This window comes from Litchfieldia alkalitelluris, from assembly GCF_002019645.1.
GTDB classification, from domain to species: Bacteria; Bacillota; Bacilli; order Bacillales; family Bacillaceae_L; genus Litchfieldia; species Litchfieldia alkalitelluris.
In genome coordinates, this window is sequence record NZ_KV917374.1 from 3,486,854 (window position 1) to 3,503,571 (window position 16,718).

The following is a 16,718-nucleotide window of genomic DNA, read 5'->3' on the forward strand; positions in this document are numbered from 1 at the left end:
AATCATCTTTCTAAAAAACAAGAATTTCATCTATAAAAAACACCCTATCTTTATTAAAAGACAGGGTGTAATACGCATTAGAAATAATTATGGTCACCTGCCATAATTGTCCTAATACACACCCTTCAAAGTCTCACAGTACTTCATTAAAAGGTCCTTATTTATTTTTCAAACATTTGTTCATCACCCATGGATGCTTCTTTCCCCGGGAGTATTAGATTAAGTACGACACCAACTATTGCTGCAAGAGCCATTCCAGAAATAGAAAGTTCTTCTGTTACTTGCATATATGCTCCACCAACCCCGATAACAAGGATTACTGAAGAAATGATTAAGTTACGTTTATTTCCTAGATCCACTTTATTATCAATTAACATTCTCAAGCCAGAGGAAGCGATAATTCCAAACAAAAGGATAGACACACCACCCATAACTGCTGTAGGAATAGATCCAATGACTGCCGTTATTTTACCAATGAATCCAAAAATGATTGCTAGGATTGCTGCTCCACCTATGACGAACACACTAAACACTCTTGTGATTGCTAGAACTCCTATATTTTCACCATAAGTAGTATTAGGCGGTCCCCCAATTAAGGAAGCAATGATTGTAGCAACCCCGTCACCAAGGATTGATTTATGTAACCCTGGTTTTTCAACAAAGTTCCTACCTACAACTTTACTTAATACCATTTGGTCACCTATATGTTCTGCTATCGTTACAATTGCTACTGGCACCATTATTAGTGCTATTTCCCACGTTAACAAGGGTGTGTAGCTTACAAAAGGCACAAGGAAATCTGGTGCTTGGATAAAACTAGCCTCCGCAATTGGAGTTAAATCAACTAATCCTTGGGTATAAGCAAAAATATACCCCCCTATAATCCCTGCAAGGATCGGTACCAGTCCGAAAAATCCTTTTACGAAGATTGCACAAATAATTGTTATAGCCAAGGTTACAAGTGCTACAGTGAAATGAGTAGTACTGTAGATTAAATCTTGTGGCGGAGCACCTGGATTTTCATACATTGCCATATTAACTGCTGTACTGGCTAACCCTAATCCAATTACGATAATAACTGGCCCCACAACAACAGGTGGTAAGATTTTAAAGACCCACTTTAATCCTAACCCCTTAATAAGTAGTGCAACAATTCCATATACAAGTCCTGCAAGAAAACTACCCATCATTGCTGCTTGTGGACCACCATACTCTGTTGCAATAACGATTGGTGCAATAAACGCGAAAGAAGAACCAAGATATGCTGGTATTTGCCCTCTTGTAATTAATAGATATGATAACGTTCCTAATCCACTTGATACTAGTGCAACTGCTGGACTAAGTCCAACGAGCATTGGTACAAGTATAGTAGCTCCAAACATTGCAAATAAATGCTGGATACTAAAAACAATCCATTTACCAGCTGATGGAACCTCACGAACATCTAAAACTGGTTTTTCAGTATTCATAGCCATATTTTTAACCTCCTTAAAGGTTATCTTTTTACTTAAATTCATTTTCATGCATTTATATCGTGATTAAGATAACATTCAAAATTTATTTTTGTATAAATAAAGCCTCTTTGAGTCCATTTACGGCACAAAGAGGCATAGTTTATCCCTAGGGATAATTGCACACTTTGAAGCCTCACAGGACTTAATTAAAGAGTGATTTATTTATCATGTATACTTACTTGATCAATATGGTCAATTTCTTCTAGTTCAACAACAATTTTTTCAGAGCTTGCTGTTGGAATGTTCTTTCCTACGAAATCAGCGCGAATTGGAAGTTCACGGTGCCCTCTATCCACTAAAACTGCAAGCTGAATTTGTGAAGGTCTTCCAATATCAACCAATGCATCCAATGCAGCTCTTACTGTTCTACCTGTAAATAAAACATCGTCTACTAGTATTACTTTTTTATTAGTGATATCAACCGGGATGTCCGAACCTTTCACCTCTGGTTCAAGATCCTTCGTTTTTTTTGTTAAATCGTCTCGATATAGAGTAATATCTAGTTCACCTACTGGGATGTGTTTTCCTTCGATCTGATGAATTCTCTCTGCAATACGATTCGCAAGATGGATTCCTCTTGTTTTAATTCCGACTAGGATACTATCTTCAATTCCTTTATTTTTCTCAATAATTTCGTGTGCAATTCGGGTTAATGCTCTTCTGATTGCTTGGTTATCAAGAACAAGAGCCTTTTCAACCATTTCTTTCACCTCTTATTTAATTTTGATTTTTCCCAACAAAAAACCCCTCTTACGAAGGGCAAGAGGGGTTTGGTAATAAGAATAGAATACACCTATCCTATTATATATTCCGTTCCCTTCTCAGCCTCACGGGACTGTACTTAAAGGTTCATCTTTAACTAAGACAATCATAATCCACGTATCGAATTTTGTCAATTGCTTTTTAATTGTTCCAATAATGAAACAAATTCATCAGGCAGTGGAGCCTCAAACTCTAAATACTCTTTAGTTCTAGGGTGTATAAATCCAAGAACCCCAGCATGTAAGGCTTGTCCATCAAGTGGTAACGTTTTTTTAGGACCATACTTTGGATCCCCGGCTAATGGATAGCCAATATATTTCATATGAACACGAATTTGATGTGTTCTTCCAGTTTCAAGTCTACATTCGACAAATGTAAACTCCTTGAACCGTTCTATTACATTAAAATGAGTAACTGCGGTCTTGCTATTATCATCAGTAACGGTCATACTTTGTCTTTCTCTTTTATCGCGTCCGATTGGGGCATCAATTGTCCCTTGATCATGTGGAATGACACCATGAACAATTGCTTTGTATTTTCTAGTCACAGTTTTATCTACTAATTGTTGTACTAAAGATTCATGGGCTAAGTCATTTTTAGCAACCATTAATAAACCAGATGTATCCTTATCTATCCTGTGAACAATCCCAGGTCTCAGAACACCGTTGATTCCAGATAAATCTTTACAATGAGCCATCAATCCGTTTACTAATGTTCCACTATGGTGTCCAGGGGCAGGATGAACTACCATTCCCTTTGGTTTATTAACCACTAATACATCAGAGTCTTCATAATATATATCAAGATTCATTTCTTCTGGAACAACATCTAGTAACTCGGGATCTGGTAAAGTGATTTCAATTTTATCGCCTAAACTACATTTATAATTTGGTTTAATGGTCCTTCCGTTAACTAGTACGTGGCCTTCCTTGATCCACTGCTGGACTTGACTTCTTGACCATTCTTCATTCTCCAAGGAAATTACTTTGTCAATTCTATCATTTTGTGCTTCGTCTTCAACCATTATTATATTTTCTGTCATTTAACCTTCTCCTTATCAAATTTCCCTTCAAACATTGTTAAAATAAAAATTAACCCTACTCCAATAACAAGAGCAGAATCAGCAATGTTAAAGATTGGGAAATCATATGAAAAAATCCATGTATCTATAAAGTCTACAACTTCCTTACGAAAAATACGGTCAATAAAATTACCAATTGCTCCTCCAAGCATTAAACCTAGTGCAATACCGAAAAGTCGTTGATGAGGTTTTAAACTTTTTATATATATCACCAATATGATAACGACTATCGTTGTGATTATATAGAAAAACCACATTTGACCTTGTAATATTCCCCATGCAGCACCTTTATTTCGATGTGAAGTTATGTATAAAAAGTTATGAATGACTGGAATCCTTTGCCCTAATTCCATATAACTTACAATGACCCATTTCGATAGTTGATCTGCTAAGATTATTAAGACTGCTATAATGTAATATAACAATAAAATACCCCTCTTTCGTTCATTCATGTACCATTTGAATTTTAGCATAATAAATGAATAAGTTACAACGACAATCTAATTTTTAAATTTGGTCTACCCTGAAAAAAGAAATGCGGAAGGCGCTCGTTCATCGGCGACAGGCATAAGACGAGCTGGCTAGAAGATTGCTTTTAACCTTCTAGGGTGGATTGACTAGACCTGAGAGCCGATAGCGCCTGAAGCTATAGACACTAAGCTAAGTATAATTTTTCATACTCCATGGTGCGAATTAAATTAGCATAGGTGTCTACCCTGAAAAAAGAAATGCGGAAGGCGCTCGTTCTTCGGCGACAGGCATAAGACGAGCTGATAGCGCCTGAAGCTAGACGCTAAGCTAAGTATAATTTTTCATACTCCATGGTGCTAATTTTAATTAGCATAGATGTAGATGTCTACCCTGAAAATAAACTTTAGTTTGGAGTTCCATGAGCTGCGAGCCACGTTGTCTGATTCCTTTACTAATACCAAAAGCCCAACAAAGGGAATTAAAGAGGTTGTCTGATTCCCTTTTTGATGCCAGAAGCCCAACAAAGGGAATCAAAGCGGTTGTCTGATTCCCTTTCTGATGCCAAGTGCCCTAGAAAGGGAACCAAAGGGGCTGTCTGATTCCCTTTCTGATGCCAAGTGCCCTAGGAAGGGAACAAAAGGCTGTCTGATTCCCTTTCTGATGCCAGAGCCCACAAAGAGAATCAAAGCGGTTGTCTGATTCCTTCCTTTACTAATACCAAAAGCCCAACAAAGGGAATCAAAGGATTGTCTTCTAAGATTCCATACACAAGATTAAAAGCAATACTATCTGTATAACAGGTTAGTCTCCCTTGGAAATAAATTGGTGTGCAAACGAAATAGGGTGATTAGAAACGATTTCGATTTCTCTTCCCTAAAAATAAAAAAGAAAATGATATCAATCATTTCCTCAAAAAATTAATATAAAAAATACTGTTGACTGTTGATAAGCTTATTGGATATAAAAAGTTAGTTTATTATCTCTCCATAGATAGGGGAAAAGAGGATATCCCCCAAAGAAGTGATTAAGTTAAATCACTTCTTATCGTGAAGAAACTTAAGTGGAAATAACAGAATCTAATGAGGGGATTATGTGACGATTACTAATAAAAAGTTCACTAAATGTAAAGTCATTAACAGTTCTAGCCGTAGGAAGAATCTTTAGTTTATCTAGTGGGATATGCTGTCCAGTTTCTTCGCAAATTCCATAGGAACCGTAATGTAACTTCCCGAGTGCCCTTTCTACATCTTGCAAATCCTCTTTTACATGATGTAGAACAAGCTTTTCTTTTTCAGAAGTACTATTTTCAGGAAGAAACTCTTTACTCATTTCAAAGTCTGTTGTGCTGGATAACCTCTTCAGAAGTTCTCTTCTTGTTAACTCTAACTCGGCTTTAATCTCTGCATATTGATCGTTCATTAGAACGCCTCCTTATCATGCCATTGATTAATGCTTATTAGGTGGTAGTGATAGTGTATCCGAAAACAACTAAAAAAAAGCCCTGCAAGTTTTTCCTTTATATTCAATTCCCTTATACATACAATACGCTAGTTAAACATATTTGTGACGGCCTAACAAGCCTGTTTTTATGTATAAAAAAAACAAGTAAAGCCTTCTACCTGTATTCTTTTGAATTCATCAGGTCTTGAAGTGATTGGCTTATCATAAGCCCTAAAGCAAGACCAAAACCACGGGTATATACTTCTTAAACGCAAAAATAGAGAGCCTTAAATAAGGGGCTCTCTATTTTTTTGATAATTATTTAATTATTATTTTGTATAACTCTCTTCAACAACATCTGCACAACGTGAACATAAAGATGGATGATTAGAGTCAGTTCCAACCGTAGTTGAAACAACCCAACATCTCTCACAAGTTTCACCCTCAGCCGAAGCAACAACAATCTTGACTTGGTCAAAAGCCTGAGCATTTTCTGGTGCTTCATCAAATGTACCTCCGATTGAAAATCCTGAAACGATAAAGAGCTGTTGTAAATTTTCAGAAACAGACTCTAATAATTGCTTTGCAGAATCATTCGGATAAAGTTTAATGCTCGCTGCTAATGACTTACCAATCACCTTTTCATTACGAGCGACTTCTAATGCTTTTAAAACGTCATCTCTTAGTTCCATGAAGGCATCCCATTTGGATTCTAATTCATCTACATTTGCTAATTGCTTAGATTGAGGCATATCTACCAGTTGTACACTTTCTTCTTCAACAGACTCAATATAAGTCCAAACTTCATCTGAAGTATGTGGTAAGATTGGTGCAACCAACTTTGTTAAAGTTAGTAAAGCTTCATATAAGACAGTTTGAATTGCACGTCTTTCTTTGTTATCAGCAGCTTCAATATATAATACATCTTTAGCGAAATCTAAATAGAATGAGCTCAATTCAATTGTACAGAAATTGTGTACATTATGGTAAATTGCAGCAAACTCATAATGATTATATGAATGCTTAACCTTATCAATAAGTTTATTTAGTTTAACCAACATGTATTGATCAACTTCACGTAATTCAGAGTATTCAATTGCGTCCTTTTTAGGATCAAAGTCAGCAAGGTTTCCTAGTAGAAATCTAAATGTATTTCGAATCTTACGATATACCTCAGCAACCTGCTTCAAAATATTATCAGATACACGTACATCTGATTGATAATCCACAGATGCTACCCATAGTCTTAGGATATCTGCGCCAAGCTGATTCATTACCTTTGCAGGGATGACAACATTCCCTAAAGACTTACTCATTTTTCTACCATTGCCATCTAAAGCAAATCCATGACTTAATACCCCTTTATAAGGCGCTTTCCCAGTAACTGCAACAGCTGTTGAAAGTGATGAGTTAAACCATCCACGATACTGATCAGAACCTTCAAGATATAAATCTGCTGGTCTTTGAAGATCGTCTCTTTCCACAAGTACAGATTGATGTGATGAACCAGAATCAAACCAAACATCCATGATATCTGTTTCTTTTGTAAATACTCCATTGGGACTTGTTTCATGAGTAAATCCTTCTGGTAATAAATCCTTCGCTTCTTTTTCGAACCAAATATTTGATCCATGTTGTCTGAATAGGTTAGAAACATGGTCAATTGTTTCATCCGTGATAATAGGCTCGCCATTCTCACCGTAGAACACAGGAATTGGCACACCCCAAGCGCGTTGACGAGAGATACACCAGTCGCCGCGATCACGAACCATATTAAATAAGCGTGTTTCACCCCAGGCAGGAACCCATTTTGTTTCCTTTACCGCGTCCATTAATTCACTTCTAAAATCTTTAATAGATGCAAACCATTGTGCAGTTGCTCTAAAAATTGTAGGCTTTTTTGTTCTCCAGTCATGTGGATATGAGTGAGTGATAAAAGAAAGTTTTAATAACGCTCCAACTTCTTGTAGTTTTTCAGTAATTGGTTTATTAGCTTCATCATAAAACAATCCTTCAAAGCCAACTGCTTCTTTTGTCATATGTCCTTTTTCATCAACTGGGCATAAAACATCTAAACCATATTGTTGTCCAACGATGAAATCATCTTCCCCGTGTCCTGGTGCAGTATGAACACACCCTGTACCTGCTTCAGTTGTTACATGCTCTCCATTCATTACAAGTGAGTCGCGCTTATAAAGTGGATGAACAGCAACAACCCTATCAAGTTCTGATCCTTTGTAAGTATTGACTGTAGTTGTTTCTTTCCAATCAAGTTCCTTAGAAACGGCTTCAAGTAACTCCGAAGCAACGATATATTTTGTGCCATCAACAGACACTACGCTATATTCAAGGTTCGGATGTAAGCTAATTCCTAAATTCGCAGGAATTGTCCATGGAGTTGTTGTCCAGATAATGAATTTTTCGTCTCCTTCAAGGACACCTCTTCCATCTTTCACATCAAATGCTACATAAATTGAAGCAGATCTTTTATCCTGATACTCAATCTCAGCCTCGGCTAATGCAGATTCACTAGATGGTGACCAATAAACTGGTTTTTTCCCTTTATAAATATAGCCTTTCTTAGCCATATCACCAAAAACCTTAATTTGTTGTGCCTCATATTCAGGCTTTAAAGTAATATATGGATTATCCCAGTCCCCGCGGACTCCTAGACGTTTAAATTGTTCTCGTTGATTGTTTATTTGCTCATAAGCGTATTCCTCACAAAGCTTACGAAACTCTGCTACACTCATTTCCTTGCGGTTGATTTTTTTATTTTTAGTTAATGCGGTTTCGATTGGTAAGCCATGAGTATCCCAGCCAGGAACATACGGAGCACAGTATCCATCCATTGATTTGAATCTAACAATGATATCCTTAAGAATTTTATTTAATGCATGGCCCATATGAATATCACCATTTGCATATGGTGGTCCGTCATGAAGAATAAATAATGGTCGACCCTTTGTTCTCTCTTGTACTTTCTTGTAAATATCAGTTTCATTCCAGATTTGTTGCACTTGAGGCTCGCGATTCGGTAGATTACCTCTCATTGGAAAATCAGTTTTAGGCATTAATAACGTATCTTTATACTCCATTTAAATCCTCCTCATTTTTTAGAAACATTTTTGCTAAAGAAATAGTTGTTTAAATTAAAAAAACAAAAAAACCCTCTCATCCCAAAAGGGACGAGAAGGTTTTCCCGCGGTACCACCCTAATAGACTATTTAATAAAAGCCCACTTTATCATTCGTAACGAGAATGTATTCGCCAATGCTTACTAGTAGGTTCAGCAAGGAACTCAAGGGTGATTTTCATATTAATCGCTTATACCGAGCTCTCACCCTCCTCGGTTCGCTTATTATAAGCACTGATTAATATTACTGTCCCTATCAAAGTAATTATTTTATAAAAGCTAAGTACTCTATATCGTTATAAAATTATATGTGAGTTAGTTCAAATAGTCAAGAACTCACAATTTATTTTTCATCTGATTCTGCAAAAACAGGCTCAGCACTATCTACATTATATTCCATCAATTGATCCCAGTCATCACTAACAAGCATGTCTAATTGAGCTTCGATTAGCATTTTAAAACGATTTCTAAATACTTTAGATTGCTTTTTTAACTCATCAATTTCCATAGCAATCTTCCTCGATTTAGAAAGTGATTCATTAATAATTCGGTCTGCATTTTTCTCGGCTTCTTTGATAATTAATTTAGCCTCTTTTTGAGCGTTACGCTTTACTTCCTCAGCTGTTTCTTGAGCAATAACAATCGATTTGTGTAAAGTTTCCTCAATATTAGTAAAATGACCCAGTCTTTCGTTTTGTTCCAAAAGTTTACTTTCTAATTCTTTCTTTTCACGAATTACTGATTCATAGTCTTTTATCACTTGGTCAAGAAATTCATTAACTTCATCCTCATCATATCCACGAAATCCTTTATTAAATTCTTTGTTATGAATGTCTAATGGCGTTAAAGGCACAATTAGCCACCTCCAATAATTATTGTTATTTTATTTTGGCATTTTAATCAATACACTTTTTTCACAAAATTGATTTTTGATAGAGTAATCATTATATTAGTGAATGATATAATATTTCGACATAATTACATAAATTCCTGCATAAAAACAGATTTATTTTTGTTTCCCGACAATAAATCTCCATTTATCTTTTTTGGTTTTACCTTCTGTAGAGATTAATTTAACCCTACCATACCCTCGAATAGATATAATATCTCCAGATTTACAATCAAAAGTTGTATTTTCGATTATTTTCCAATTAACCTTTACAAGTCCATTATTGATAAAGATTTGTGCTTTTTGTCTAGAAATTTGTGTTGTAGTTGAAACTACAACGTCTAGCCTCATGGAGGAAAAGGTAACAGATTGTTGAAGCCACTCTTCTTTATGTATAATTATCTCACTAAAGGGGATTTGCTTTAATGAAATCGATGCCTTTCCTATAGACTGGAGGTTTAGTTCGATAAAACTATCAATTTCCTTAGAAACAACCATTTGTATTCTCTCATTTTCGAAAAGTATATCACCATATTTTGAGCGCTTTAAGCCAATGGACATTAAAGACCCTAGAACTTGTCGATGTTCAATCGATACAAATTTTGAGGGATATTCAATCTGAAATAATGTTAATTGAAAATCATCTTCCGAGGGGGAATAATAGGCTGGATAAAGTAGCATCCTTTTTCGCTCAGTAAACTCACTACCCCCATTTTCCATAAGAAGCACATCTGTATTTTTACCAATAACCAATTTGACAATTTCCTGCTCTCTTGGGTCTAGAAAATCGGTTAACTTAGGACTGTACTGCAGTTCTACAGAATCTTTCCATTCTAATACTTTATCTATAAATGCATGTTCTTCTTTTCTAAAATGCTGATAAATATCCAAAAAACTCAATCCATTCAAAATTAAATTTTCTAGTAAAACGCTGCGGAAACAAGTATAAACAGGCGCTAACTAGGAGGAATATTACGATTCATCTTAAACTTTTGGCACATCGACCTAGATGGACATATCAGAGAAAGCGATAGTGCCTGGAGCTAGTCACGAAAACAAAGTTCAAATGTAATCATCCTTAATTAAATAAAAAGGAATCAATTTTGTTGATTCCTTTTAGGCTATTTTACTAAGACTCTCTATTTGTAAGTTAACATCCTTTTCAAGCAAAAAACCTCTTTACCCAAGTTCTATGTAAACATCCTAGATAAAAAGTCTAATCCATAAATTGCAAAGTTCAATGTTAATATTCCAACAATTGGAGAAATATCAATCATACCTAACGGAGGAATAAACCTGCGGAATGGCTCTAAGTATGGTTCACAAATACGTGCTAGGAATTGACCTATCGCAGATTCCCTAGCGTTAGGAAACCATGACATAAGGATATACCCAATTAATGCATATGAATAAAACGAAATCAACGTCTTTAAAAGATCAAAAATTAAATCCATTTATACTACCACCTCTTATCTGTATACTCTTCTTCGGCAAGTATCTCTGATATATTCCCTGACACATCAATATTATCAGGTGTACATAGAAAGATATTTGAACCAATACGCTGGATGTCTCCGCCAATTGCGTAAACTGTACCACTTAAAAAGTCAACGATTCGTTTTGCCTGATCATGCTGAATGCGTTGTAAGTTTACAATTACTGCTCGACGGTTTTTCAAATGATCTGCTATCTCTTGTGCCTCTGCATATACTCTAGGTTCATGAAGTACTACTTTTGAACTTTTTTGAACACTTTGAAGACTAACAACATTCTGTTTCGTTTGTTTTACCTGCTTTGTGACAGGAGTATCTATTTCATCAACATCATATTCTTCTTCATCATATTCATATTCATCCTCTAATGCAAAAAAGCTTTTAAACTTATTTTTAATACTCATTGAAAGTACCTCCTCTTCATTTGTTACCAACCAGTAACGTTCCTATACGGATAAATGTTGCACCTTCTTCAACTGCAATATCATAATCATTTGACATTCCCATAGATAGTTCTCTACATGGTGCAAAGGGTAAACCTAAAGCTTGTACCTCATTTTTTAATTCTCTGAGCCTGCTAAAGCATTCCCTAATTAGCTTTTTGTCATCTGTATTAGGTGCCATTGTCATTAGACCTACTACCTCAACTAATTCAAATTCCCCAACTCTTCTAATAAAATCTGATAGTTCAGAAGGTGAAATTCCATGTTTGGATTCTTCACCTGAGACATTCACTTGTATGAAGCATTTAACTTTTTTACTCGCTCGTTTTTGAATTTCCTCAGCGAGTGACATACGATCTAAGGAATGAATATAATCAACTTTATCAATTATATGTTTGACCTTTTTCGTTTGAAGAGAGCCAATAAAATGCCATATTGCCTTATCACCAAAATACTCCCATTTTTCTAAGAATCCTTCGTTGCGATTTTCGCCCAAGTGAAGGATTCCAGCTTCAACAGCATCCTGAGCCGTTTCTACACTAACATTTTTTGTTACGGCAATAATGTTCACTTCTTGAACTAGCCTTCCGGAAGCCTCACATGATTGTTCAATCTGGTTCTGTATGTGTAAAAGATTAGTTGCTACATTCACTATTTTGCGCCTCCTTGCGCCCAATAAAGCTTAACATTCTCCCCGTTTTCCCCTTGTCTCGGCGGTGTGAAAAGAAGATTTCCTTTTCACAGCTTGTACAGTGTGATGAAGCAGATATTTGCTCTCTTGGAATTCCGGATGCAAGCAACAACTGTTCATTCAGGGATTTTAAACTAAGTCGATATTGTCCTTCGCCAATTTGTGAATAAATTAGTTTGTTTTCAAGATTCATCTTATTTACAAAGTCAATCACATAGTCGTCTACAATATAGCAACAATGATCAATTGAAGGGCCTATACTAGCAAAAACATTTTTGGGGTTAACGCCTTCATCCTTTACCCAAATTTTCACCATTTCACCCGCGATATTACTGACTGTTCCTTTCCATCCAGCATGAGCGATACCAATTAATTGTAGATTCGGCTCATAAAAATAGAGGGGGACACAGTCAGCAAAACATAGAGTTAGCAATATATTGGGTTCATTTGTATAAATACCATCTGTTGCAGGAATAGCATCTTCATAATTGAATACACCTTTTCCGCATAAATCTTTAGTGATTTTCTTTACTGTTGACTTATGTACCTGTTCACAACTAATCCAAGTATCTGTAGAAAACCCTAAGTATTCTCCAAGTAATTTCCGATTGGATTTAACATCATCTTGAAGATCATCCACATGAAGACCTAAGTTAAAGGAAGAATAAAAGCCTTTACTATTTCCTCCTATTTTTGTTGTGAAACCCGCGATTATGTCAAAACCCAAGTCATTAAAGGAATTTTGATGAAGGAAAGATTGACTAATATCATTATGACCAAAAATAAATGGCTCAGTTCTCAAAATCAACATCCTTTTTACATTAGTTTTACCTATTTATCCTTAAAAAGGAACATTTTTCACATCGTTATTAGCTTATTTTATCATATTTTATCAAAATAGAGGGGGAATAATTTGAAAAATGTCAAAATAAGTCTTACTCCTCAGATTGATGATTAGGATATCTAACTAAAATTACATCTGTACCAATTTTCATAATGTTTCTCCACGGTATAGCAACTTCCTCATCTTTCCCAAAAAAGCCCAAAACCTTACCATTCCCAGAAATAATGATAGCTTCTATCTTCCCATTTGCCAAATTGATATCAATGTCTCCAATGTTTCCTAGTCTTTTTCCATCGGCTACATTTACTACATCTTTTGCTTGTAATTCTGATATATAAACCATAACCTCTCATCCCCTCACAAATATACTTATAATCAATATATGATTGAGTACCTATAATTCATGTATAGATAATGAAAAAAGAACAATTTTAGTTGATCTACAAATGTCTACTCTGAAAATAACTTTAGTTGTGGAGTTCCATGAGCTGCGATCCACTCGCGGGATACCACGGGGTGGTCCGTGAGCCTCCTCGTCGCCAGGGGCTCAGCTCCTGCGGGGTCTTACGAGACCACTGGATCCCTTAGGAGTCAAGTGGTTCTCCTCTCATTCCACATATAGTAAGTACACTATTTCATCCTCCACGGTGCGAATACTTCATTAACATGGATGTAACCCTGAAAATAAAACAAAATAAAAAAGAGGCTTGGCGCCTCTTTTAATTTTGGATATTCTTATTCATCTGTCTAATAGCTGCTTTCTCTAAACGAGAAACCTGCGCTTGAGAAATTCCAATCTCTTCAGCAACTTCCATCTGTGTTTTACCTTGAAAGAAACGTTTTCTTAGAATAAGCTTTTCTCTTTCATTTAACCTTCTCATACCTTCTTTTAGAGCAATTTCCTCAATCCAATTTATATCACGATTTCGTTCATCACTTAATTGATCCATCACATAAATAGGATCTCCACCGTCATTATAGATCGGCTCAAATAATGATACAGGGTCCTGAATAGCATCAAGAGCAAAGACGATTTCCTCGTGAGGAACCTCAAGAACCTTTGAGATTTCTTCAGCTGTCGGTTCCCTGCTTGTCTCACTCATTAAACGTTCTCTAACTTGTAATGCCTTGTAAGCAATATCTCGTAAGGAACGTGATACTCGAATAGGATTGTTATCACGAAGATAACGACGAATCTCCCCAATAATCATTGGTACAGCATATGTTGAAAATTTTACGTTTTGGCTTAAGTCGAAATTATCTATAGATTTCATTAGTCCAATACATCCTACCTGAAATAGGTCATCAACATATTCTCCTCTGTTGTTAAAACGTTGAATTACACTAAGTACTAATCTTAAGTTGCCATTTACAAGTTTTTCTCTTGCAGACAGTTCACCACTTTGCATCTCTCTAAATAACTTACGCATTTCTTCATTCTTAAGTACTGGAAGTTTTGAAGTATCTACACCGCATATTTCTACTTTATTTCGAGTCAATTCTTTCCCTCCTAACAGGAGTTGCTGTACAAAGTTAAGTATCTCCTTAGGTGGGAAAAATATGCATACTCATTCTTCTTTTCATTTATTGATTTTCCAAAATAGGCAGGGAATACAGTCATATCAAGGAATGTTTTTCTTAAAAAAATTTTGATATTAAATATTTGCTAAATTAAAAAAATGGTCGATAAATCAGACCATTTTATTGAACTCTTTTCTGAGTCTTTTTATAATTCTTTTCTCTAATCTAGATATATAAGATTGCGATATACCTAGCATGTCGGCAACATCTTTCTGGGTTTTTTCTTCTCCGCCAATAAGCCCAAATCGCAATTCCATAATTTGTTTTTCTCTATCATTAAGTTGATGTAATGCTTTAATCAAAAGCTTTTTATCCACATTTGCTTCAAGATCTTTTGTGATAATGTCTTCTTCAGTGCCTAATACATCAGATAAAAGTAGTTCATTTCCATCCCAGTCTATATTTAGAGGTTCGTCAAATGAAACTTCAGATCTTATTTTATTATTTCTTCTTAGATACATTAGAATTTCATTTTCTATACACCGTGAAGCATATGTAGCCAATTTAATCTTCTTTTCTGGATTAAATGTATTCACTGCCTTAATTAAGCCAATTGTTCCTATACTAATTAGATCTTCAATATTAATTCCGGTATTTTCAAATTTCCTTGCTATATAAACAACCAATCTTAAATTGCGCTCAATCAGTATTGACCGAGCAGCCTTGTCCCCACTTGGCAGCTTTTTTAATAGGTGTTCTTCCTCTTCTTTTGATAACGGAGGAGGTAATGCTTCACTGCCTCCTATGTAATACACTTCATCTGTTTTAATTCCTAATTTAATTAAAAATTTATACCACATATATGTTAATCGAAGTTTTAGTTTAGTCACTGCATGTTCTCCCTTCTATTTTGTAAAAGTGATGAGTAATATAGTAGTAAAGATGATTAATGATGAAATAAATCTCAAATCATATATAAAGTAGCACTCTACTAAACGATTCTACATAAAATAATTCTTTTCCATATTAGGATGCTGGTTGTATAGATGATGAAATAATCATTTTAGGGTGAAGTATACATTGGTACTCATCTTCGGATGACAACCTTGTATGATTTAAAGCAACAAGTGCTTTTTTTACAATGATCATTTCGTTATCATGAAATATGGTTATTTTATCCGGCTTTAAAGCTAACAAAAATTGATGAGTTTGACCCACCCCACGGTAAGGTATGATCCGAACTCTACTTTCCCATTTATGTGGTTCTTCGTCCTCATTCATCCCTAACTGTTCCATATTCATCGACTGCTTAATAATCTGTTCTGGAATTAAATTTCTGATTTTATCTGTATCCATTATCATCACTGGACTTTTGCTAATAGGATCATAAAGTTGGTTTCCACTGTCAATTAAGCCTTTTATTCGAAAATGAACTTCATCAATGATAACTTCAACCTCAACAATTTGATCATAGTGTATTTTTTTCGTTTCAATATTCTCTATTTGGCTTTTTGAAAAGTACCAAGATAAAGGAAAACCAATAATCACAAACAACCAGCTTATTGGATGACCGAAACCGGTCGAAGAGGTAGCCAAAACATTATTTGTGATAACCATTTCATATTCAAAAAAGTAGTGGACACCTATCATTCCACCTCCAATCATAAATGTTGTGAAATAAAAGGTGAGTAAACCCTGTAAGAAATAACGAAAACGTTTATATCCAAACGCTATTAATACCATCATTATAGAGAACATTATCTTTATGATTGGATGAGATGATATCGAACTTAACGGTGTAATCATTAAAACGACTATCATTGATCCTAATAAAGCAGCTATTAGTATTTTCCATTTAATAATTTTGCGTTTTAAGATGATAGCAGTTAGCAATAACAACAAGGCGTCAAATAAGAAATTCAACAACCAAATGATATCCAAATAGATATACAAACGTTTTCTCCTCTCTATTAATATTAAAAAAAGGTTCATAAATTAAGAGTTCAAACAAAGCACTTCTTATTAAGTTCAACATTTTTAAATTAACTAAAAAGACACTTTCCTAAAAGAGTTTCATTTTTAATTCTTATTATTTTCTAAATTATTATTTAAAAATAATGATTAAAAAAATAACCCTTTTTAGCAACCAATGAAGAATGATTTAAAGAAAGAGAGCCTTATCTAAAAATAGTATATAGTACATCTTATTAGGAAGTCTGTCACTTCATGCCGACAACAGAGGAGAAATTTTAGGAGAATGATTCGTTTTTTGTCAACGCAACTGAAAAATTTGTAAGAATTGATCAAATCGATTGAAAATCTAGTAATTATTAACAATTATTATTCATTGAAACTAGATCTTTATATACTTAGAGATGACTCGGATTTATTTTCTAAAAAACGGGAATGAGGAAGTTAATTTAAATTTAAAAA

At 34.9% G+C, this 16,718-nt stretch carries 16 protein-coding genes and 1 other annotated feature; all 16 genes read right to left on the bottom strand.

The genetic code is table 11. The features are described 5' to 3' along the window. Positions 1-161: 161 nt before the first annotated feature. A complete protein-coding gene (locus BK579_RS16250) occupies positions 162-1,469 on the bottom strand; it encodes a solute carrier family 23 protein (RefSeq protein WP_078550638.1) in 1,308 nt (435 codons plus the stop codon). Positions 1,470-1,672: 203 nt separating this feature from the next. After that, complete coding sequence (pyrR, locus tag BK579_RS16255) at positions 1,673-2,215, bottom strand: bifunctional pyr operon transcriptional regulator/uracil phosphoribosyltransferase PyrR (RefSeq protein WP_078547259.1); 543 nt, start codon at positions 2,213-2,215, stop codon at positions 1,673-1,675. Between the two features lie 191 nt (positions 2,216-2,406). Continuing rightward, entirely contained in the window at positions 2,407-3,318 is a 912-nt protein-coding gene (locus tag BK579_RS16260) for an RluA family pseudouridine synthase (RefSeq protein ID WP_078547261.1), read from the bottom strand. Next, entirely contained in the window at positions 3,315-3,782 is a 468-nt protein-coding gene (lspA, locus tag BK579_RS16265; protein WP_078547263.1) for a signal peptidase II, read from the bottom strand. Before lspA ends, BK579_RS16260 begins: the two co-directional genes overlap by 4 nt. Before the next feature lie 1,102 nt (positions 3,783-4,884). Next, entirely contained in the window at positions 4,885-5,247 is a 363-nt protein-coding gene (locus BK579_RS16270) for a TraR/DksA family transcriptional regulator (RefSeq protein WP_078547265.1), read from the bottom strand. 350 nt (positions 5,248-5,597) lie between these two features. Next, positions 5,598-8,366 (bottom strand): isoleucine--tRNA ligase, encoded by a 2,769-nt coding sequence (gene ileS, locus BK579_RS16275; RefSeq protein WP_078547266.1) that lies wholly within the window; start codon positions 8,364-8,366, stop codon positions 5,598-5,600. A gap of 83 nt (positions 8,367-8,449) precedes the next feature. Further along, positions 8,450-8,673: a binding site (T-box leader), on the bottom strand. Positions 8,674-8,747: 74 nt separating this feature from the next. Further along, positions 8,748-9,257: a DivIVA domain-containing protein gene (locus BK579_RS16280; RefSeq protein ID WP_078547268.1), complete on the bottom strand. Its 510-nt coding sequence runs from the start codon at positions 9,255-9,257 to the stop codon at positions 8,748-8,750. A gap of 153 nt (positions 9,258-9,410) precedes the next feature. After that, the gene (locus BK579_RS16285) at positions 9,411-10,184 is read right to left on the bottom strand and encodes a YlmH family RNA-binding protein (protein ID WP_078547269.1); all 774 of its coding nucleotides are present in this window, start codon (positions 10,182-10,184) and stop codon (positions 9,411-9,413) included. A 299-nt stretch (positions 10,185-10,483) separates the two neighbouring features. Next, complete coding sequence (locus BK579_RS16290; RefSeq protein WP_078547271.1) at positions 10,484-10,747, bottom strand: YggT family protein; 264 nt, start codon at positions 10,745-10,747, stop codon at positions 10,484-10,486. Positions 10,748-10,752: 5 nt separating this feature from the next. After that, positions 10,753-11,190: a cell division protein SepF gene (locus BK579_RS16295; protein ID WP_078547273.1), complete on the bottom strand. Its 438-nt coding sequence runs from the start codon at positions 11,188-11,190 to the stop codon at positions 10,753-10,755. 16 nt (positions 11,191-11,206) lie between these two features. Then, on the bottom strand, positions 11,207-11,881 hold the full coding sequence (locus BK579_RS16300; RefSeq protein WP_078547275.1) for a YggS family pyridoxal phosphate-dependent enzyme: 675 nt from the start codon (positions 11,879-11,881) through the stop codon (positions 11,207-11,209). After that, complete coding sequence (gene pgeF / locus BK579_RS16305; protein WP_078547277.1) at positions 11,865-12,731, bottom strand: peptidoglycan editing factor PgeF; 867 nt, start codon at positions 12,729-12,731, stop codon at positions 11,865-11,867. The genes BK579_RS16300 and pgeF overlap by 17 nt, the downstream gene beginning before the upstream one ends. A gap of 124 nt (positions 12,732-12,855) precedes the next feature. Then, complete coding sequence (locus BK579_RS16310) at positions 12,856-13,107, bottom strand: YlmC/YmxH family sporulation protein (protein WP_078547279.1); 252 nt, start codon at positions 13,105-13,107, stop codon at positions 12,856-12,858. 376 nt (positions 13,108-13,483) lie between these two features. Beyond that, positions 13,484-14,305, bottom strand: a complete 822-nt coding sequence (gene sigG, locus BK579_RS16315; RefSeq protein WP_204524785.1) for an RNA polymerase sporulation sigma factor SigG — start codon at positions 14,303-14,305, stop codon at positions 13,484-13,486. 150 nt (positions 14,306-14,455) lie between these two features. Further along, on the bottom strand, positions 14,456-15,175 hold the full coding sequence (sigE, locus tag BK579_RS16320) for an RNA polymerase sporulation sigma factor SigE (protein WP_078547283.1): 720 nt from the start codon (positions 15,173-15,175) through the stop codon (positions 14,456-14,458). A 136-nt stretch (positions 15,176-15,311) separates the two neighbouring features. After that, complete coding sequence (gene spoIIGA, locus BK579_RS16325; RefSeq protein ID WP_078547285.1) at positions 15,312-16,238, bottom strand: sigma-E processing peptidase SpoIIGA; 927 nt, start codon at positions 16,236-16,238, stop codon at positions 15,312-15,314. Between the last annotated feature and the right edge of the window lie 480 nt (positions 16,239-16,718).